At 49.2% G+C, this 20,885-nt stretch carries 13 protein-coding genes; 7 read left to right on the forward strand and 6 right to left on the reverse strand.

All coding sequences use genetic code 11. From position 1 onward, the window contains the following. The first annotated feature begins 427 nt into the window (after window positions 1-427). Window positions 428-2,923, forward strand: a complete 2,496-nt coding sequence (locus tag ACVA58_RS22025; RefSeq protein WP_446512506.1) for an FG-GAP repeat domain-containing protein — start codon at window positions 428-430, stop codon at window positions 2,921-2,923. 63 nt (window positions 2,924-2,986) lie between these two features. Here ACVA58_RS22025 and ACVA58_RS22030 read toward each other — a convergent pair whose 3' ends face one another. The 5 genes from ACVA58_RS22030 to ACVA58_RS22050 all read right to left on the reverse strand — a co-directional run bounded on the left by ACVA58_RS22030 (window position 2,987) and on the right by ACVA58_RS22050 (window position 7,091). Next, the gene (locus ACVA58_RS22030; RefSeq protein WP_446512507.1) at window positions 2,987-3,331 is read right to left on the reverse strand and encodes a DUF2799 domain-containing protein; all 345 of its coding nucleotides are present in this window, start codon (window positions 3,329-3,331) and stop codon (window positions 2,987-2,989) included. A 37-nt stretch (window positions 3,332-3,368) separates the two neighbouring features. After that, a complete protein-coding gene (locus ACVA58_RS22035) occupies window positions 3,369-4,568 on the reverse strand; it encodes a multidrug effflux MFS transporter (RefSeq protein WP_446512508.1) in 1,200 nt (399 codons plus the stop codon). A 360-nt stretch (window positions 4,569-4,928) separates the two neighbouring features. Further along, entirely contained in the window at window positions 4,929-5,228 is a 300-nt protein-coding gene (locus tag ACVA58_RS22040; protein ID WP_446512509.1) for a hypothetical protein, read from the reverse strand. Between the two features lie 258 nt (window positions 5,229-5,486). Then, the gene (dapD, locus tag ACVA58_RS22045) at window positions 5,487-6,518 is read right to left on the reverse strand and encodes a 2,3,4,5-tetrahydropyridine-2,6-dicarboxylate N-succinyltransferase (RefSeq protein ID WP_446512510.1); all 1,032 of its coding nucleotides are present in this window, start codon (window positions 6,516-6,518) and stop codon (window positions 5,487-5,489) included. Window positions 6,519-6,791: 273 nt separating this feature from the next. After that, window positions 6,792-7,091, reverse strand: coding sequence for a YebG family protein (locus tag ACVA58_RS22050; protein WP_446512511.1), 300 nt, complete (start codon window positions 7,089-7,091; stop codon window positions 6,792-6,794). A gap of 83 nt (window positions 7,092-7,174) precedes the next feature. Here ACVA58_RS22050 and ACVA58_RS22055 point away from each other — a divergent pair, with 83 nt between their 5' ends. Next, complete coding sequence (locus tag ACVA58_RS22055) at window positions 7,175-7,861, forward strand: DNA-3-methyladenine glycosylase I (RefSeq protein WP_446512590.1); 687 nt, start codon at window positions 7,175-7,177, stop codon at window positions 7,859-7,861. A gap of 4 nt (window positions 7,862-7,865) precedes the next feature. On the opposite strand, the gene ACVA58_RS22060 is transcribed toward ACVA58_RS22055, so the two are convergent. Continuing rightward, window positions 7,866-8,777: a LysR substrate-binding domain-containing protein gene (locus ACVA58_RS22060; RefSeq protein WP_446512512.1), complete on the reverse strand. Its 912-nt coding sequence runs from the start codon at window positions 8,775-8,777 to the stop codon at window positions 7,866-7,868. Window positions 8,778-8,928: 151 nt separating this feature from the next. Here ACVA58_RS22060 and ACVA58_RS22065 point away from each other — a divergent pair, with 151 nt between their 5' ends. The 5 genes from ACVA58_RS22065 (at window position 8,929) to ACVA58_RS22085 (ending at window position 20,872) form a co-directional block, all read left to right on the forward strand. Beyond that, the gene (locus tag ACVA58_RS22065; protein ID WP_446512513.1) at window positions 8,929-9,909 is read left to right on the forward strand and encodes a TDT family transporter; all 981 of its coding nucleotides are present in this window, start codon (window positions 8,929-8,931) and stop codon (window positions 9,907-9,909) included. A 142-nt stretch (window positions 9,910-10,051) separates the two neighbouring features. Beyond that, window positions 10,052-13,510 (forward strand): exodeoxyribonuclease V subunit gamma, encoded by a 3,459-nt coding sequence (gene recC / locus ACVA58_RS22070; RefSeq protein ID WP_446512514.1) that lies wholly within the window; start codon window positions 10,052-10,054, stop codon window positions 13,508-13,510. Between the two features lie 287 nt (window positions 13,511-13,797). Then, complete coding sequence (recB, locus tag ACVA58_RS22075) at window positions 13,798-17,427, forward strand: exodeoxyribonuclease V subunit beta (protein ID WP_446512515.1); 3,630 nt, start codon at window positions 13,798-13,800, stop codon at window positions 17,425-17,427. Continuing rightward, the gene (recD, locus tag ACVA58_RS22080) at window positions 17,420-19,543 is read left to right on the forward strand and encodes an exodeoxyribonuclease V subunit alpha (RefSeq protein WP_446512516.1); all 2,124 of its coding nucleotides are present in this window, start codon (window positions 17,420-17,422) and stop codon (window positions 19,541-19,543) included. Before recB ends, recD begins: the two co-directional genes overlap by 8 nt. Before the next feature lie 606 nt (window positions 19,544-20,149). Further along, window positions 20,150-20,872 (forward strand): ETEC_3214 domain-containing protein, encoded by a 723-nt coding sequence (locus ACVA58_RS22085; RefSeq protein WP_446512517.1) that lies wholly within the window; start codon window positions 20,150-20,152, stop codon window positions 20,870-20,872. Window positions 20,873-20,885: the final 13 nt, after the last annotated feature.

Below are 20,885 nucleotides of genomic sequence, written 5' to 3' on the forward strand. Positions count from 1 at the left end.
GTTGGTTAGAATACCGGCCTGTCACGCCGGGGGTCGCGGGTTCGAGTCCCGTCCGCTCCGCCACTTATACTAAGCCCGAGTCGAAAGACTCGGGCTTTTTTACGTTTGAATCTATTTGTTCGCCCAGCGGTCGAATGCGCCCCGGCCATTCCGCCACTTCTTCGAAAGCCTCAGCTGAAATGCTGAGGCTTTTTTGTATCTGTCAATGTTTGGCCTACGGCCAAATAGCCCAAGACTAGGCGTCCCCGTCGCTCTGCTTCTTTATTTTATATTCGTCCTTTAGTTGTCATTACTTCTTGTCCTATTGCACTCTATTTTAATGTTTTGAAATGATTGTAAGTTGTTGTATTGAATGAGTTTGTGCTAGCTTCTTGGTGCGATGTATGCCTTGGTGTGCAATTCGTTAATACTCATATATGGAAAGACAATGTACATAATTAGAAAAAAACGTCTCCTCACTAATGCCTTAATAGTTTTTTTGCTGGCAGGGTGTAACGGGGATAGCAAGGATGAACAAAATTCCAAATTCGATGTAAATACTCAGTTTGCAGCGACATACTTACAGTCTATTGGTAATGAGCAACCAACTTCAGCGTCAGTATTCTCAGCCAAAACGGCTAAAGCGACGCCAGTCATGCAAGACAAGCGTTATGACGGTAAGCTTGAAGTGACGAATGTCCTTACTCAAGAGAAGCAAGCATTTGATTGGCCTGTTACACAGAAGGTGGACAGCGATGGAAATGTAGAGACGATTTCGCACCGTTCGTTAGCTCTTAAGCCAGGGACTTATGACTTTGTCTTGCTGCTTAGTTCTCAGGGGGCCCAGCAGCGTCAGTATGTGGCCCAAGCACTTGGTGAGAAAATTGTTGATGGCGAGGAGCCTGAAATTGATTTTATCTTACTACCAAACCTTGGCGAGACCATCAGTGACTTCGACAAGGTACAGTATGTCTCTAAACTGACCTTCTCTTGGCCAGCGGAGGAATTGGCGTCATTATCAAATCCACAGTTTGGGTTATCGATTAACAATGATGCTGAAACGGTTTACACCATCAACAAAGAAACAGGTATTGCTGAGTTAATTATGAATGTGGAGCCAGGGGAGTACCTGCTGGCGATGCGTCTTTATGATGGCAACTTGATGGTAGGTAAGAGTGAAGACGAGGACAATCGAGTCAACTTTGTCGAAGGTGAAGATGCCAAGATGGATGTTATTCCTCTTCAGACTGATGTCGACTTCACCTTGGATGAACTCAAAGACGAAGGCTTATTTAGCTTTGTTATTCCAAATGAAGTTGTCGATGAAGTTGGTTCCGCACAAAATCTTGCGATGATTGTTCGACTAGGTGGCGATAATGTCCCAGCTCAAGAAAAAGTGCTGAATGTTGAGGATATGAATGGCGTCTTTAAGGCCAGTGAGTATTTTCTAACTGGTGGTCAAGGCCAAGTGACGGCGTATTTGGCATTCCATGATGTTAATGAGGCTTTGGAGCAGTACAATTCTGTCCCGTTCGCAAGCTGCAATACTTCGATTAACGTTGAAATTAACCAGACTCTGGGTTGTAAACTGGAGCTAAAACGGGAAAGCATTATTTCAGGGCGCATCTTGGGAACGATGATGCTGAGCGTCCTTGATAAGGGTTGGCAGCCTGCGATTGGTGCAGAGGTTTACATCAATGACAAGTTAGTTGGCTTGACCGGCACTGAATATAATACTGGGTCGCTTAAGGCTCACTTGGTTGCTGGCGAGCACAGCATTGAGGTTCGTGACAGTATCTACGGTGCATCAGAGATATTGGAGATGAAACCTTTGGCGGTTGAAAACCTGCTAATGTACTTGGAAAAGCGTGATGATGTTGGTGATGGTCACTTTGTGAAACACCAACAAATCACTTATGGGGGCAGTGGTGAGGATCGCTATGCAGATGCGTCTGCGCTAGCAGATATTACTGGTAACGGTCATATTGATCTCGTTGCGGGTAAGCGAACTAATGGTGTAATGATTTACCAAAATGATGGCAAAGGTAATTTCACCGAGTCTGAAATGAGCTTTGTTGATCAACGCCGTACCAATGCCATTGCTGCTGCTGATTTAAATGGTAATGGCCGCCAGGATCTTGTGCGAGCAACGCCTGATGGTGATCAGATCTTCTTTAATGATGGAAATGGCAAGCTCGTTGATTCCGGTGTATTGCTTGGGAAAGGGGTGACAAGGACTATTGCTGTCGGTGATTTGAATGGCAATGGTTATCTAGATATTGTTGTTGGCCAACAATGGAGGGCTCCTCTGATTTATTTCAACGATCGCCAGGGTGGCTTTATTGATAGCGATGAGTATTTGAGTGAGCATAGTGCTGCATCTTATTCATCCAACGTGGCGCTTGCGGATGTTGATGGGGTAAACGGATTAGACATTATCTATGGTGGTGGTGACAATAGCACTATGGTTTACCTCAATGATGGAGAGGGGCGTTTTAGTGACTCAGGCCAACGCTTTGGCGTCAGCCAAAAAGAGAAGCGCTTTAATGTTGCCGTGGGTGATGTGAATGGCAATGGCAAGCCGGATATTCTCCTTACCAATATGGACTTTCAGGGCGTTGAGCAAAATAACTTGTATATCAATGATGGCACCGGAGTATTTGAAAAATCCGATGTTCCATTTGGTGTTAATGGTCGGGCTGCAGCCTTTGCTGATGTAAACAGTAATGGCCATTTGGATGTGGTATTAACTGGCTCATATACTGAGGATGCCCAGCTTTACTTCAATGATGGCACTGGCCGATTTACGCCATCAGCTAGTGGTAACTTCGGCACTCATCATGATAGACCATTATTTGGCGACCTGGATGGTGACGGTGATTTGGATTTAATCCTGTTTTATTCGAGTGGAAGTGGGGTTTACCTCAACCAACCAGCCTCTTAAATCATCATAATGGCAGCCTCGGCTGCCATTTTTTCATTGATATTAGTGCCCACAAATGCCGAACTAATAACCTCGATCAACCAAGCCATAACTTGAGCTTGATTGATTATCTTGGCAGTCATCCGGATAGCCTGGATTGATGACAGTGTCTACGGTTTGCTTACCGGCGCAATAATCAAATCGTCCTTTCAGGTAGCCTGCACGGTATTCTTCATACTCAACTTCAGAAAAGCCGCCACGTTTTCCGAGATCAATTTCATTCAACTCTCTATAGCCTTGCTCTCCATGATAGGCACCAAGCTCTTCCCATTGCTTGTTTTTCGCCAAGTTGGTTTCGTACTGGCTTGAACAAGCTCCCAGAAAAGTGAGTGAAATGCCCAGCAAGCAAAGACCCAGTAACCTAGCCATGGTTAACCCTCAATTAACGATCTGAGTTAATTATGGTTTATCCGTTGAGAGTTGCCACTGCACGGCGGCCGCTTTCGCTCATTGTACCTAGTATAGCCAGTAACAGCCCTAGACCGGCTCCTATCACCATCAGTCCACCTAAGTGCCACGCTTGGCTGATCCCCAACTTCAGTAAACCATTACTGAGCAGTGAAGCAAACACCATTTGGCAGGCACCTGACAGGGCTGAAACCGTGCCGGCTTTGTTGCCATAGGGAACAAGCAGCAGTGATTGGGCACAAGGAAAAGCAATGCCGTTTGCCATCGCCATCAGGAAGTGGCCGGTGACCATCCAGACTGGTGATAGGGGAGCTACGATCAATACCGAACCAGCCACAAGGTGTAGCAGTGGGGAGAGCATTAACATTTTTTGCGTTCCCAGCTTTGGCCGTAGCCTTTGGCAGATTAAGCCGCCACATAGCAAGCCAAACGCAGGACCCATCGCCCAAAGAGCGTAACGTTCGGAGTTCATTCCGATCTGTATCTGCATGATAAACGGCATCATCGAGATAGACAGAACAACCAGCGAGAAGTTAACCCAGCCGATACCGGCGAAGGACAGGAAGTGCCGCTCTTGAATCAATGACTGGTAGGATTTTGCCAGTTGGCCTACTGATTGGGGACGTTGGGTAGCCGATAGGGTCTCAGAAAAGCACAGTAGTAACAGTAACCAGACGATGGCGATATAGCCCAGCAGTACGACAAACACGATTAGCCAACCAAAATGGTGGTTCACAATACCGCCGACGACGGGGGCCATAATAGGAGTGAAGGCGGCGACAATTGCCAACCAAGTCATAGCTTTGACCAGATCTTGGCGTTGGTAGCTATCACGAATCGTGGCCCGTGCTAATACCGCTACACTGCCTGCGCCCATACCCTGGATAATCCGGCCTAGCAGCAACCAATGGAACGTGTCGGCACCAAAGACAGTGACCGCCAGCCCTAATGCGGCAATTAATAGGCCGCTTAACAATACGGGCCGACGGCCAAGGACATCGGATAACGGGCCATAGATAAGTTGTGAGACACCGAAGCTGAATAAATACCCTGAAACTAATAACTGAGCTTGTTCGGTAGAGAGCTGAAGGGAGTCTGCTATGGCAGGGAGTGCAGGAAAGACAAGCCCTAAGCTTAATTGGCCGATACTGACAATCAAGCATGCAAGCAATAGTGGTTTCCAGTTGAATCCTGTCATATTCCCTCCTGTTTTGTGGCTTATACCCAAGTGACTGGACGTTGCTGGGTCCAGAGCTGAATCACTGTGTTCCGTTTAAGGAAAATAACCGAATGGAATATCTAGCCAATTGCGAGGTTATTTGGTGCTGAAGTGGGGGCATTGATTTGCTCCCGAAGGGCGAGATGAATAAGGACTGTGCTGTGATTGCTATTCAATCATAACGAAATCGACAAATTGCTGCCTATCCTGACCTCCAGTCAATTCTCGCAGACCCAAGCATAGTAAGTGACTTGGGTATGAATAGTATGCATGGTTAGGAGTGGAAGGATAAGCAGCGCGGGCTCACGGGATTATTTCCCAATCGGAACGAGCGCTTATTTACTTGCTGATGATGTAGGTAAAAGGATTGCCGAAGGAGAACTTACTGCCAGTGGTTTGTACCTTGCCTTGCTTCATCGCGACCAGTACTTCTTTTTGCACCTTGACCAAGGAGAAGAATCGGATCACCATAAAGATGATGAACATGGGCATGATGATTTGAGTTACCGGCATAATATGTAGGACCATTTCATTGATTAGCCATACTGCCAACATTGACAGCATTACATACAATGAATGGGGTTTAAGGATAATTTTGATCTCGCTGTCTGTTTCTTCCCGCTCAAAGAAAAACGTCATTTCTCTCTCCTTGTTTTTGTTTGCCGATACCCTCTCACAAACACCTATAGGTTGGCAATCTGGGGGGGCTTCATGATACAGGTAGAGACAGTTACTTTGCTGTTATTGATTATCTAGAGCAGTCGTTATATCAGGTTTACACGCGAAAAGTGAACGAGTGTAGATTAGGCTATCAAAGTCGTAAGGGGGAGTAACAGGATGGTCAGGCAAGTATCGATAAAGAAAAAACGCCTCATATGAGGCGTTTTTCAACGGCGGTTAGTTGTTGCTGTGCAACTCGCTGTTGAGCTCTACTGCTGATTTGTTGGCTAGACACTCGATCTGGCCAGTCACAGAGTTGCGACGGAACAGTAGGTCAGAAACACCAGCAAGATCGCGTGCTTTAACCATTTCAACTTCTTGGCCACTCTTATCTAGCATGCGGACTTTTGAACCCGCCGTCACGTAAAGACCAGACTCGATAGTACAACGGTCACCCATTGGGAAGCCCAGACCGGCATTGGCACCCAGTAGGCTGTTTTCACCAATCGATACAACGACTTTACCGCCACCAGACAGAGTACCCATGATAGAAGCACCACCACCGATGTCAGAGCCGTTGCCCACCACAACACCCGCAGAGATACGGCCTTCAACCATGCTCACACCTGTTGTGCCAGCGTTGAAGTTGATGAAGCCTTCGTGCATAACGGTTGTGCCTTCACCCACGTGGGCACCTAGGCGAACACGTGATGTGTCAGCAATGCGCACGCCAGTCGGTACTACGTAGTCGACCATTTTCGGGAACTTGTCGACGCAATCGACAGTGATAGTTTCGCCATTCAGGCGAGCTTCCATTTGGCGATCAGCCAGCTCAGGTAAATCGATAGGACCTTGGCTGGTCCAGGCAATGTTATGAAGCAGACCGAAGATACCGTCTAGTACCACGCCGTGTGGCTTAACTAGGCGGTGAGAGATAAGTTGTAGCTTCAGGAAGCCTTCAGAGACTGAAGTTGGTGCTTCGTCAGTCGCAAGGATAACAACAACAAGCGGTTGCTCTGATGCCGCAGCCTTAGTTGCGAAGCTTGCACAGGCTTCTTCACCTGCAGCGCTGAAAGCGGCTGCAAGGTCAGCGCTCTGGGCTGCCGTGATTTCGATAGCCTGATTACCTTCCTTGTAATCGACGATAGCGGCAATGGCGTCAACTAGCGCGTCAGCTGGGTTTAGGATCGGGGTTGGAAAAAACGCTTCAATGATTTTGTTATCGCGGTTTTTGGTTGCAGTACCAAGGGCTAGTGAAAAGCTGGCCATTACTGTTGGTTCTCCATGTCAAAGTAATTCATGCCGGACGCTGTAGGTCGGCAAAGTGTGATGAACCCATCATAAAGACACTTGCGTCGATATTGAAGGGGGGAGGGAGTAATCGGTGAAAAATGATGAAATTATGACAATGTGCAGCGCTATCACTACTGATGATTTGATTACTGGAACATAAAGTTAGGGCTTGTTGACCTATCTTCGAGAGCAAATAAAAAACCTCCTTGAAAGGAGGTTTGTCATGAAGCATGTTGGCAAGCTTAGTGATTAAGCCGCAGCATCATCCTGTTGCTCTTCAACAAGCTCAGGTTTTACCGCTTTTTTCTTTGGCGCTGCTTTTTTCTTCGCGCCCAGTGCAACAAGCACGTCTTCACGTTTTTGTGCCAAGAATAGCGAAAGCTCTTCTTGTTTGGCTTCATCCTCGAAAAGCTCACTTTCGCCTAGCAAAGTAAACATCTCGTCCGCCATATCTAGCATTTTGTCGTATGCGTCGGCTTCGGACTTAGAGGTGAAAGTCATCTTTTCTTCTCCGTTGCGCTCAACTACATATTTGATGATAACAGCCATGGTCACCCTCTCCCGAAATTGATTTACTGGCTGTTTATACAGTAGCATTAAGGGCAATGTCCAGTGATAAGCGTGTTAATGTGATGGCAAAAGAAAAATTTTCGCAAATATATGCCCGAGCCGCGGAGCGCAAGGGTGGAGAGGGTGTGCTAGAGAGCATGTTAGCGACCCCATGGTCAGCTGAACAGCTGAAACAAATAGGAGATGATCGCTGGCTGGCGGCGTTTACCCAGAAAGTCTTTCAGTCCGGGATCAGTTGGCAGGTAGTACGTAACAAATGGCCCAATTTCGAAGAGGTGTTCTTCGGCTTTGATATCGAAAAGATGCTGTTAATGCCGACTGAAATGTGGGAGCGCAAAGCGACCGAGCCGGCTATCATTCGTCACTTGGGCAAAGTAATGACCATTCCAGATAATGCCCAGATGATCCATGAAGCGGCGCTTGAGCATGGTTCTTTTGCAGCCATGGTCGCCGACTGGCCGCAGGATGATATCACCGGGCTATGGCGCTATTTGAAAAAGCACGGTAAGCGCTTGGGCGGTAATACCGGCCCTTATACATTGCGCATTATGGGTAAAGATACCTTTATTCTGAGCCGGGATGTTGAAGCCTATCTGCGTCAGGTCGGAATTATTGATGGTGGGCGAGATACACAGAAATCTCTGACTGCGGCACAATCTGCTTTCTGTGGCTGGCAGCAGGAATCTGGCCGATCAATGTGTCAGATCAGCCAAATCATTGCTTTTAGTGGTGGTGATAATCGAGTTTGATCATTCACCTTTCTGCTGTAGTGTCGCATAGAGGCGACTTCCACTGCTGGCAAAAAGCAATAAACAGTTTTAGTAATGGACTCTGGTATTTTTCCTTGTGGTAGAGCATCCAGTACTGGCGCTGCATATCGAGAGGTAGCGGCAGAATGGTGAGGCGGTTATCTTTGACGGCATGCTCTACAGCTCGACGGGAGAGACAGGTAAGGCCAAGGCCGGCAGCAGTACAGTTGATAATGGCTTCGGTGTTGTTGAGCTCGAAAGCCTGATGCCAGTCTTCCAACCGCGGGGCTAGGCGGCCAAGAAAGTATTCTCGGGTACCGGAACCCGGTTCGCGTAGGATCCATTCGCTGTGTTCAAGATCACTCAGGCTTAGCTGTTCAGCCTGTGCCAGTGGGTGGTTGGGGTGGCAGGCCACCACCATTTCGTCGCCCAGCCAAGGTATTACGGCGAGGTTGTCGGCTTGTACTTTGCCCTCGACAAGGCCGATATCTAATTCGAACTCACTGAGCATATGGCAGATATGGGCGGTATTGGCGATAAATAAGCTCTGATCACTATGGCCTGAGTCTTGGCGAAAGTCCCGCAACAGAAACGGGGTTACTTGGTTACCCACGGTATCACTTGAGCCGATCTTCAACTTTCCCGTTACTGGGCCTTCTTGGCTAAATAGTTGCTCGATATCCTGGCTACGCGCCAGTAACTCATCGGCCAGCGGTAATAAGCGTTTACCTTGTTCGTTGATCAACAAGCGGTTATTGTTGCGGTCAAACAGCTTGTGCCCAAGTTGCTTTTCTAGTTCTGAAAGTGCCATGCTGACGGCGGGTTTAGAGAGAAATAGCTTCTCAGCCGCGGCTGTAATGGTCAGCTCCTGGGCGACGGTGACAAACACTTTCAATTGGCGTAAGGCTATATTCATTCGGTGTCTCTTGTTCTGTCTATTTATTCTGTATGTCGTTCCGTTTTTCTTAACTATACATTAAATATATTCAAGTATCATAAACACTAGGGCGTCGCTACACTACCGGGGTGTTCAATAATAGTGACGTGCTGTCTTGGGGAGTAACGATATGATTACAGTAACAAAGCAAAAAGTGCTGGGCGCACCAACCCCAATGGCTGGCTTAGCACTAGGTATCGGGAGTCTCGGTTGGTGTTGGGAAAATGCTGCTGATCTTGGTGGGCGTGGACAGCTTATCGGAGCAGGGATTGCTAGTATCTTATTGGTTGTGTTGCTGTTTAAGTTTCTTATCCATCCAAGAGCATTATGGCAAGATATCAGCCACCCCGTTGTTGGTAGCGTCGTACCAACCTTTGCAATGGGTACCATGGTCGTCTCTAAGGCGTTGGGTATCTACTATCCGATTGCAGGGCAGGCATTATGGCTTGCGGCGGTTGTGCTGCACCTGATCTTTTTGGCGCTGTTTACTTACCACCGGGTAAAAGATTTTGAATTGCACCATATGGTACCAAGCTGGTTTGTGCCACCTATTGGCATCATAGTGGCTGACGTGGCTTTTCCTGGCGGTGCATTGCGTCCATTGGCAGAAGGTTTACAGCTATTTGGTATGGGGATCTATGCCGTTATGTTGCCCTTGATGGTATATCGTCTAATTTTTAGCCATGAAATTCCTGATGCGGCCAAACCAACCATTGCGATTATGGCGGCGCCAGCAAGTCTATCATTGGCTGGATATTTGACTGTCAGCCAAGAGCCATCACCGGTTGTGATTGCGTTGCTGGGTGGGATTGCAGTATTGATGACCTTTGTCATTTACCTAGCGTTCTTCCGTTTGCTTCGTTTGTCGTTTAGCCCAGGCTATGCCGCTTTCACTTTCCCATTGGTGATTGGTGCGACAGCGATGTTCAAAGCAGCAGCTTGGATGACCACTCAGGGGTATGATGTGGAATATATTCAACAGGTGTCTTCATTAGCACACTTGGAACTCTATATCGCTACTGGGGTCGTGAGCTATGTGGCTCTTCGCTATGCGGCGTTCTACCGCCCAGTTGCTCAGTTGCTGCATTGCTTGACACCTAGCCGTGCGTGATAGGACACTGAGAGGTTCAGTACTTTAGAAGCCATCTGATTAATCGCCCAGCAACGCTGGGCTTTTTAATGATTTGAATTTGCAGCTAATCCATTGATGGTAGACAATCAAAGGTAATTTCCTCTACCGGTGAGTCACTTGCGTGTTTACTGTCTATCACTCAAATCAACTGGATCTTCTTAAGTCCCTGCTTGTTGAGCTAATCCGTTTGGATCCATTGGCCAATCCGTTCGAGCAAGAGCAGATCTTGGTCCAAAGTCCTGGTATGTCACAGTGGCTGAAATTGGAACTGGCGAAGTCTCAGGGGATTGCCGCTAATATCGAATTTCCGCTGCCGGCGACGTTTATCTGGAATATGTTCACTCAAGTACTGAGTGATGTGCCTGCACGTAGTGCCTTCAACAAAGAGGCCATGACCTGGAAGCTGTTGCAGGTGCTGCCAGAGCAGCTGTCGCGTCCCGAGTTTGCACCATTGGCCAACTATCTCAATGACGACCCCAACTTGGTTAAAAGCTACCAGCTAGCTGAGAAAATCGCCGATATTTTTGACCAATACCTGGTGTATCGACCGGAGTGGATCCAGTCTTGGGAATCCGACGTGATCGATCCTGAGTTGGTGGAAGAACACCCGTGGCAGCCCTTGCTGTGGCAGTCGCTCTATGATCACACCTTGGCTCTGGGCCAGTCGCCGTATCACCGTGCCAATTTATATGACCATTTTATCGAAACCCTCGAAGGTTATTTACAAAGTGGCTCGCCACTACCTGAAGGATTACCTAAGCGGTTGTTTGTTTTTGGTATCTCTGCGCTGCCGCCGCGCTATCTCGATGCGTTAGCCGCGCTGGGCAAACATATCGATGTTCACCTGATGTTCACCAACCCTTGCCGGCATTACTGGGGCGATGTACGCGATCGTAAATTCCTTGCCCGATTGGCGGCCAAGCAGCGCCAGCAGTTGCAGTGGTGTGCTGATCACAGTGAACACGGTGCGGTGATTTCGCCGCTCAAAGGGGATATTGAAGCCAATGTGGTAGATGAAACCCATGAGGGAGCTGTCGGTAATACCTTGCTGGCATCACTCGGTAAGCTGGGCCGGGATAACCTGTATCTGTTATCAGATATGGAAGCCCATGAGGTTGAGGCGTTTGTCGATATCGAGCCTGACTCCCTGCTCCATGCCATTCAGGCCGACATCCTCAATCTGGACGATAGGATCAATGATGAAATTACCGAGTCTAGCCATCATAAACTGGCCATTGCCGCCGATGACAGCTCGCTGAGTGTCCATGCCTGCCACTCGCCGATGCGCGAAGTGGAAGTACTGCACGATAATCTATTGGCGATGCTGGCGGAGAGTCCTGAACTATCACCCCGGGATATTGTGGTGATGGTGGCAGACATCAACAACTACAGCCCATATATACAAGCGGTATTTGGCAATGCGCCGGGTGATCGCTATATACCGTTTTCTATTTCGGATCGCAGTGCTGATCAAGAAAACCCCGCATTACTCGCCTTTTTGCGTCTATTGGCATTGCCGGAAAGCCGCTGTCAGGCATCGGAGCTTTTGGAGCTGCTTGAAGTTCCGGCGGTCATGGCTCGGTTTGGCTTTGATAGCGACAAGTTCGAGCGGGTTAAGCTGTGGATTGAAGAAGTGGGGATCCGCTGGGGGCTGGATGATGACACCGCCGAGGAATTCGCCTTACCACGCCAGCAGCAGAATACTTGGCTGTTCGGTTTACAGCGTATGCTGCTAGGTTATGCCATGCCACAAGAGGCCGGGTTGTACCAAGGTGTGCTGGCCTATGAAGAAGTGCAAGGGATGGATGCCGAGATGGCCGGTCAGCTCGGTCTGTTCATCGAAACCTTGATGCATTACCGCCAGCAATTGGCACGGCCACAGCCGATCGCCGGTTGGATAGCGGTACTCAACCAAATGTTGGATGACTGCTTTGCAGTCGATATTGACGGCGAGATGGTGCTCCGGATGATCCGCGACAAGCTCCAGCAGCTTGAGCAGCAGTTGGCGGATGCCGGTTACTCTGCGGATATTACGCCTGCAGTGATGCGCGATTACCTCAACGGTAAGCTATCGGGTGAGCGGATCAGCCAGCGCTTTTTGGCTGGCCAAGTGAACTTCTGTACCTTGATGCCGATGCGTTCTATCCCGTTCAAGGTCGTGTGCTTACTGGGGATGAATGACGGTGTTTACCCTCGCTCGATCCCGCCCGAAGGGTTTGATCTTATGGCGGGCCAAACTCGTCACGGTGACCGCTCGCGCCGGGATGATGACCGTTACCTATTCCTCGAGGCTATCCAGTCAGCCCAACAAGCCTTGTATATCAGTTATGTTGGGCGCTCTATCCAGGATAACAGTGAGAAAGTCCCATCGGTACTGGTGAGCGAATTACTTGAGTATTGTCAGCAGGGGTATTGCCTGGCCGGTGATGAAACATTGCCGGTCGATGCGTCGGCGCACCTGTTGGTGACCAACCTAACCAAAACCCATCCATTGGTGCCTTTCAGTCCGCAGTCTTTTAGCGGTGGTAATAATAGTTATGCCGCAGAATGGCTTCCGGTTGCCAATCAGGCCTTTATCGAGCCTGATATATTCCAGTCGGTGCCGCTAGAGCCGGATTTGAGCGACGACAGGGCTGAGGGCGTATTGGAATTGGCGGAACTGAGCCGGTTCTGGCGTTTGCCAGTACAGTATTTCTTTAATCGTCGCTTGAAAGTGTTCTTTGATGGTCATCAGGGTGGGCCGGAAGATGATGAGCCGTTTGCCCTTGATGGCCTGGGACGCTACCAGTTACGTGAAGCCTTGTTGACGACCTTCCTTGATTGTCAAAGACAATCCTCACTAGGCAAGCCAATAAGTCGCGATCAAGCTTTCGATCAGTTCTCCCGTTACCAGCAGGCGGCTGGAGGCTTACCGGTGGCACAATTTGGTGAGCTGGAATTGTTGGAAGAGCGTGTTCAGATAGAGCAATTGGCCGATAGTGTGGCCCAGTTTATGGCTCAACCGCGACCGGATGTTGAGGTAGATTGTATCGTGACGGTTGCAGGGCGCGGTATTCGCCTACAGGGCTGGCTCAAACATGTTACCCAGCAAGGGTTGGTCCGTTATCGGCCGGGTAAAATCCGGGCGCAGGATATTCTGGCCTGTTGGCTTGAGCATTTAAGTTTGGCCGTTATGAAGCCAAGCCAACCTACATACCTTATCGGAGTAGATGGCTGCTGGCAGCTAGAACCCGTATCGGCGCAGTATGCAATGGAGCAATTGGCAGCACTGATTGAAGGCTATGATAGGGGTCTAACCCTGCCATTACCGTATTTCCCTCGTACTGCTCATGCCGGGATCCAGGCGTGTATCGATAAAAAAGGGCAATGGTGTGACGATCAAGCGACCTTGACGAAAGCCGACGGCAAAAGGGCTGAGGCGTTTAACGGTGGCTATATGTTCGACGGTGAAGGTAATAACAGCTATATCCACCGGGTGTGGCCGTTATGGGATGACGAACTTGCTGAACAGTTATTGCAGTGGGAAACCCATATCCTAAAGCCTGCTGTGATGCAGTTGCGAGAGGTCGAACAGGGTTAGTTGTACTGTGGGTAAGAAGGTGTAGCGTGGCCGCCAGCAAATCATTATTGATTGTAGGGTGTTCGCTGTACGGCCACCGGTCCAGAGGTGACCAGATTTCGTGGCTGAGATACTAGCGGACCCCCCCGGTGGAAACCGTGAAACATCTCTCATATTGATAGATGAGTTAGTGCTTAAATTCGATATATTTATTTGAATTTGTACTGGATCACAAAAAATAATTTTGGGTGGGCGGGGTTTTCTGATGAAAACGTGGCCCAGTTCACTAATAGGAATCGGCGTATTCTATGACTCAACAATCTCTTCTCATTACTCCGGAGCCGCTGGAGCCGATGTGTTTTCCTCTTCACGGCAACCGCTTGATTGAAGCCTCGGCCGGCACCGGGAAAACCTTCACCATTGCCAGTTTGTATTTGCGCTTGCTGCTTGGTCATGGTGACGATAAAACTCGATTCCCCCGTGAGCTGACGGTTGATCATATTTTGGTCGTGACCTTTACCGAAGCGGCGACCGCTGAGCTGCGTGATCGTATTCGTCGCCGGATCCACGATGCTCGCTTGGCCTTTAGTCGGGGCAGCAGTAATGATCCGGTGATTAAGCCACTGTTGGTCGATATCTCTGATCACAAGGCGGCAGCAGCGATCTTGTTGCAGGCTGAGCGCCAGATGGACGAGGCCGCGATCTTTACTATCCACGGATTTTGCCAGCGGATGTTAACCCAGAATGCCTTTGAGTCGGGTAGCTTGTTCAACAATGAGTTCGTTACAGAAGAGAGCCACTTGCGGGCTCAGGTTGTGGCCGATTTCTGGCGCCGTAATTTTTACCCGCTGCCGCGAAGCCTGGCGGCGGAAGTTCGAAAAATCTGGGCAGCACCGGGCGCATTGCTAAAAGAGATCAACCGCTTTTTGTCTGGTGCTGAAATAACCGTTCGTGCCCCAGAGCTGAGCGGCAGTCTTGAGCAAGTACATGAAGAAAATTTGCAGCGCATCAATCACGTCAAACGATTGTGGCGCGACAGTGCCGGTGATCTGCATGACATTATTGCCAGCTCTGGCGTGAACAAGCGCAGCTATACCAAAACCAGTTTGCCCAAAGCGCTGGCTGAAGTCGGCGAATGGGCCGAGCGAGACAATACCGGTTATCAATTGCCGAAATCGCTGGAAAAATTTGACCAGCACGTGCTGTGTGAGAAAACCAGCAAAGGCCAGCCACCGGAGCATCCAGTATTTGTGGCTATCGGTGAGCTGCTGGCGGACAAACCCAATGTGCGTGATCCCTTGCTGGCCCATGCGATAAAAGAGTGTCGCCAGCTTTTGATTGATGCCAAACAGCGCAAAGGCTGGCTTTCTTTTGACGATCTACTAACCCAGCTTTCAGCGGCGCTTAGCCAAGATGAAAGCGGATTGCTGGCGAGCCGGATCCGGCACTTGTTCCCGGTGGCGATGATCGATGAATTCCAAGATACCGACCCGTTGCAGTACAGTATTTTCAGCACCATTTATGGTGAGGAGCGCTATGGTGAAGACCATCTTGAAAGTGAGCAGCCAGAAGATACGAGCTCCCTTTGCGGTCTGTTCATGATTGGTGACCCCAAACAGGCTATTTATGCCTTCCGTGGCGCCGATATTTTTACCTATATTCAGGCACGCCGTCAGGTCACTGCTCACTATACGCTGGGTACCAATTGGCGTTCGACCGCGGAAATGGTTGGTGCCGTAAACCGGATATTCCAGCATCCGGACCGGCCGTTTATCTACGATGAAGACATTACCTTCTTGCCGGTTGATCACAGCCCGAAGGCCCAAGGGCGCGGTTGGCAACTTGATGGCGTGAAGCAGCCTGCAATGTGCTTTTGGCACCAGCAAGCCGAAGAGCCGGTTAAGAAAGGCGATTACCAGCAGGTAATGGCCGAAGCAACGACCGCCGAAATTCAGAAAATCCTCACCCAATCGCAGCAGAACAAAGCCGTATTGGTGGACGGTGAGCAAACCCGGCCAATTCATGCCAGTGATATTTCGGTGTTGGTGCGAACCGGTAGCGAAGCAGCATTGGTCCGCCGTACCTTGGCCGATCAAGGCATTGCCAGTGTTTATCTTTCTAACCGCGATAGCGTATTTGCCTGTATCGAAGCGGTGGATTTATTGCGTTTCTTACAGGCGGTACTGACCCCTGAAGATGACCGCAATATGCGCGCCGCACTGGCTTCAAGTTTATTTGCCCTTACAGCGCATTCGCTTGATGCGATGAACACCAGTGAAACCGTCTGGGAGCAATATGTCTCGGAATTTCGTGGTTACCGCAAGCTGTGGCAAAGCCGCGGGGTGCTGCCGATGCTGCGCCATATGCTGGCCCAGCGTAAGATCCCGGAAACCTTGCTGAGCCAAAATGGGGGGGAGCGGCGGGTGACCGATATCCTGCATATTGGTGAGTTGCTGCAACAGGCGAGCCAAACCCTCGACAGTGATCACGGCCTGTTGCGTTGGCTAGCCGAGCATATTGAAGAGCCCAACGGCAATGCCGATGAGCAGCAGTTACGCTTGGAGTCTGACCGTAACTTGGTCCAGATTGTAACGATCCACAAGTCCAAGGGACTTGAATATGACATCGTCTTCCTACCTTTTGTCTGTAGTTACCGTGAAGCCAGTACCGCATTGTTCCATGATGAGCAGAGCCAGCAGTCGGTGCTGGATATCGCCGCCAGCGAAGAAAGTATGGAGCTGGCCGAGAAAGAGCGGTTAGCGGAAGATCTGCGCTTGCTGTATGTGGCACTGACTCGTGCCGTGTATGGCTGTTATATCGGGATGTCACCGATCCGCAACGGTTTGAGCCGCAAGGAGCCTACCGGGCTTCATCGCTCGGCAATCGGCTGGTTGGTACAAAACGCCCAAGAGGGCGGCTTGACCGAATTGGCAAATGCGCTGGATGCACTGGCTGCGCAATCTGAGGCGGTTACGGTATTGCCACCTCCGCCGTTGCCGGATAGTCCTTGGCTACCGCTTGAGGAAGAGAAGCCGCAGTTATCGGCATCCGTGTTTGATAAACACATTGACCGTAGCTGGTGGGTCACCAGTTATTCGGGGCTGATCAAGCAAGGCCATAGCCACCATGATGCCTCTTTCGAGTTGCCGGGTTTTGATACCGATTCATCGGGTGATGAAGCCTTGGGTGATGAAGACGTTGAACCAGCCCGCTCGATTTACACCTTCCCGAAAGGCGCAAGACCGGGGACCTTCTTGCATACATTGTTTGAGGAAGTGGAGTTTACTGCACCGGTCGATAGCCCGGAAACCACAGAGAAGATCCTGGAGTTGCTACGGCTGGAAAATTATGACGAGGAATGGCTGCCGGTATTGCAGACTATGATCCGCGATGTACTGGCGTGTCCGCTCGATGGTGATGCGATGCGGTTGGGCGAGATGGCGCCAGCCCAACGCCTGACCGAAATGGAGTTTATGCTGCCGATCAATTTGTTGTCGGCACCGTTACTCAACAAGGTGATTGCCCGCCACGACAAATTGTCGGCCAAGGCCGGCGAACTGGGTTTCGCCACTGTCAGTGGTATGCTGAAGGGCTTTATTGACTTGGTGTTCGAGTACGATGGCCGATATTACGTGCTTGACTGGAAGTCAAACTGGCTGGGTGACGACCCGAACGTGTATCGGGGAGACATGCTGGATCATGCAATGGTCGATCACCGCTACGATCTACAGTATCAGCTTTATGCGCTGGCCTTGCACCGCTTCCTGAAGAGCCGCAAGGCTGACTATAACTACGATGCTCACTTCGGCGGTGTCTACTACTTATTCTTGCGGGGAGTTAAGGCCGGTAGCGATAGCGGTATCTTTAGTGCCAAGCCATCCTTGGCTTTGTTGACCGAACTGGAGACTTTGATTGATGGAGAATCACCAGATGCTTAACCACCTAGAGACTCTTGTCCGCCAGGGGAGTCTGCGTCCGCTGGATCACCAGTTTGCCAAATTCGTTGCATTAAGCAGTAGCCAGCTAGTTGTTGGAAGCCAAGCTGAAGTGACAGGATCGGCTGACCCGCAGGTGAGCCGTTTAGTCACGTTAATCGCCGCGCTGGCAAGCTATGAACTGGGGCAGGGTCATGTGTGCTTACTATTGTCGCAGATTGATACGGCGCGGCTATTTAGCCTGCCGAGCAAGCTCAGTTTACCTTTGGTCGATGACTTGCCAGAGCCCCACTTATGGCAAGCCTTGCTGGCACAGTCAGGGGCAGTCTCGGACGGTAGCCGCGCAACACCACTGGTGATGGATGGCGAAAGGGTTTACCTCAACCGCTATTGGCAGTTCGAGCAACTGGTCGCTTCCCAGCTTCGCCTGCGGGCGCAAGGAGGAGGAAATGATCTTCAGCCTGAATTGATGGCCTCCAAACTCGATGAATTGTTTGCCCGTGATTACCGTTACTTGTTTGCCGCCTTGCAACAGCTTGAGCAACAAGGGGGCACCGCGCAGGAGTGTCAGCGGGAAGTCTGTGACAAGCTGGATGTTGTCACCTCATCCGCTTTGGATTGGACGGCAATAGACGCCGCTCTTGTCGCTGCCGACAGTGTCGAGGCGTTATCGGTATTGGATACCTTGGTACCTGCCGAGAGCTGCCTTAACTGGCAGAAAGTCGCGGCAGCTGTTGCCCTGACCCGTCAGTTTGCGGTGATCTCCGGTGGTCCCGGTACCGGTAAAACAACCACGGTCGCCAAATTGCTGGCCGCCTTGGTGACCCAAGCCATCCAGCGTGATGTGCGGGACGAGCAGGGAGCGTTGCTATTACCTGATATCAAGCTGGTGGCACCTACGGGTAAAGCGGCCGCAAGGTTGACCGAGTCGATTGGTTCGGCGGTGGATTCTCTTGCGGTTGATGACGTTGTTAAAAGTAATATCCCGACTCAATCCAGCACCATTCACCGCTTGCTGGGAGCTATCCCTAACCGGGTTGCCTTTCGCCATAATCGCGATAACCCGCTGCATTTGGATGTCTTGGTGGTGGATGAAGCCTCGATGGTGGACTTACCGATGATGGCGCGATTGCTCGATGCATTACCTGCTCATGCCAAGCTGATCTTGCTGGGTGATAGGGATCAGCTGGCTTCGGTAGAAGCCGGTGCGGTACTGGGTGATATTTGTGGCTTTGCTGAGCAAGGCTACACGACTGAGCAAAGCCAGTTACTTGGCCAATTGACGGGTTTTCGCTTCCAACAAGCACAGGCTGCCCCGTCCGCGGTGGCAGATAGCTTGTGTATGCTGCAAAAGAGCTATCGCTTTCATGCCCAGTCGGGGATCGGCCAGTTGGCCAAGGCGATCAATAGTGGTAAGCCCTATCAGGTTGAACAGGTTTGGCAAAAGGGCTTTCGCGACATCCAACACTATCCACTGGGCAGCGAAAGTTACCAGACGATGATCACCAATGTGGTGACCTTCTATAGCGATTATCTCGATGCCATTGCCGAAGGCAAGGCTGCGGGCGAGGTACTCAAAGCCTTTGCCCAGGTGCGTCTGTTGTGTGCGGTGCGTGAAGGTGATTTTGGTGTTGCTGGCTTGAATCAACGTATCGAACGGGCCTTGACGCGCAAGGGCAAAATTACGCCGGGTGATGAGACTTGGTATGTCGGCCGGCCGGTGATGATCAGTCAGAACGACCATGGTTTGGGGCTCTACAATGGTGATATTGGAATTGCGATGTATGACAGCGAGATCGATCCGCAAACGGGTAATCGCAAACTCAGGGTGTACTTCGAGATGCCGGACGGCACTATTCGTGGCGTGCTACCAAGCCGCTTGCCCGAGCACGATACGGTGTATGCCATGACGATCCACAAATCACAGGGCTCAGAGTTTGCCGATACCCTGATGGTACTGCCACCCGACTTTAGCCCGATCCTGACCCGAGAGCTGGTTTACACCGGGGTGACGAGGGCGAAATCCAAGCTCTATATGTTCGCTACCCATGAGGTACTCAAGCGCTCGGTGACCATGCGTACCGAGCGGGCAAGTGGTTTGGCGAGTTTGCTCAGTTAGTTCATTAGGTTGTATTGATTTTATACTCTTAAACACCAGCGCTCTGCTGGTGTTTTTGCAAAGGCTATGCCTCCAAGTTGTTTACACTTGTCTTCTTTTTTATTCAGATATGTCTTACTTTATTTCATTGTAAACCTCTCTTTTACTAGCAAAGATTATTATTATTAACCTTGTCGTAATAATCATTAGTGAGTAACTGACTTTGTTGTGCAATGCGGAATATCTCTAATTATCCCAGGTAGGTGGCTTTTTTATATAAAAACGCCGTTCAAAAAAATGAATAAGCTGAATTTAGCTTCCTGTTTTTTAGTGTTGAAATAAATGGTTACATAATTAATGGGTGCCAATTAGATTTATAAGTTTAGGTTGAGCTGGTGTTTTTCTGATCTCTTACGTTTCAATTGGTTTCTAGTTATTTTTATTTGTTTCTATTTCTTGTTTTTTTTGTTTTTTAGGCTGTTTTTTAAGCGGCAATAAAATGTCGTTTTTATTTTAAATGTGACACTAAATCGTCAAAGTATAAAAGCGTGATATTGGTTCAGTATTATTTTTTATAGGTGATATTATCTGGGTAAATATCACGATTTAATTATTTTTGACATTTTTATGACAACGTTGATGGTGAAAACCAAGTCGATAATATTTTCTATTGCCGCTGTAATTATTTCTATTGGCGGTTGGAACGATACTGAAGCTGTTCTGGTAAATACATATCAAAAAATAAAAGCAAATTTTACCCATGAAAATGAATACCGTCTTATTTCGCAATTGACGGTAGGGCACTCATTTGACTACGTAAAGCAAACCGCAGGGTTACCTCAGGCTGTAAAAGCATCTAGTCTTGATGATGGCGTACAATTTAATTACTTCAATTACGGTAAATTTCTTTTAAGCATTGCGGTAAAAGACAATCGTGTTGCGGCTTATTCTATTCAAGCTTTACAAGATGATTTTATGGCTCAGATTCCATATACCGAACATAATCTTTATTCATCACCACTTGACATGATTATTCGACAGGCAGATGAGAATTTTTTTGAGAGTGGAAGTGTAAACTTCTACCTTGATGCAATTGAATTAGGGCGGGATGCCTTATTCCATCAATTGATGGTCGGTATGTATAACTACACCAACAAAAATGAGTTGCAATCTAGTTCTATTGCTAATTTGGATGATGCTTATTTGTTTGAAGATAAGCAAAAAATTAACTCTAATTTGGAGCAGATAAGATCAAGCCAGGTCAACACCTTCTCTGTTTCTGAGTTATCCCGAGATGTTGTTTTAGAAATGATGTTAACCAAGTTTGAATATACTTCTTACTTCTCGTGAGTATGGACATAAA

It is taken from the genome of Photobacterium sp. DNB22_13_2 (assembly GCF_052873915.1).

Coding starts and splice junctions, on each gene's coding strand:
- ACVA58_RS22025 (WP_446512506.1), top strand. CDS start 428: ATGTACATAATTAGAAAAAAACGTCTCCTCACTAATGCCTTAATAGTT.
- ACVA58_RS22030 (WP_446512507.1), bottom strand. CDS start 3,331: ATGGCTAGGTTACTGGGTCTTTGCTTGCTGGGCATTTCACTCACTTTT.
- ACVA58_RS22035 (WP_446512508.1), bottom strand. CDS start 4,568: ATGACAGGATTCAACTGGAAACCACTATTGCTTGCATGCTTGATTGTC.
- ACVA58_RS22040 (WP_446512509.1), bottom strand. CDS start 5,228: ATGACGTTTTTCTTTGAGCGGGAAGAAACAGACAGCGAGATCAAAATT.
- dapD (WP_446512510.1), bottom strand. CDS start 6,518: ATGGCCAGCTTTTCACTAGCCCTTGGTACTGCAACCAAAAACCGCGAT.
- ACVA58_RS22050 (WP_446512511.1), bottom strand. CDS start 7,091: ATGGCTGTTATCATCAAATATGTAGTTGAGCGCAACGGAGAAGAAAAG.
- ACVA58_RS22055 (WP_446512590.1), top strand. CDS start 7,175: ATGGCAAAAGAAAAATTTTCGCAAATATATGCCCGAGCCGCGGAGCGC.
- ACVA58_RS22060 (WP_446512512.1), bottom strand. CDS start 8,777: ATGAATATAGCCTTACGCCAATTGAAAGTGTTTGTCACCGTCGCCCAG.
- ACVA58_RS22065 (WP_446512513.1), top strand. CDS start 8,929: ATGATTACAGTAACAAAGCAAAAAGTGCTGGGCGCACCAACCCCAATG.
- recB (WP_446512515.1), top strand. CDS start 13,798: ATGACTCAACAATCTCTTCTCATTACTCCGGAGCCGCTGGAGCCGATG.
- recD (WP_446512516.1), top strand. CDS start 17,420: ATGCTTAACCACCTAGAGACTCTTGTCCGCCAGGGGAGTCTGCGTCCG.
- ACVA58_RS22085 (WP_446512517.1), top strand. CDS start 20,150: ATGACAACGTTGATGGTGAAAACCAAGTCGATAATATTTTCTATTGCC.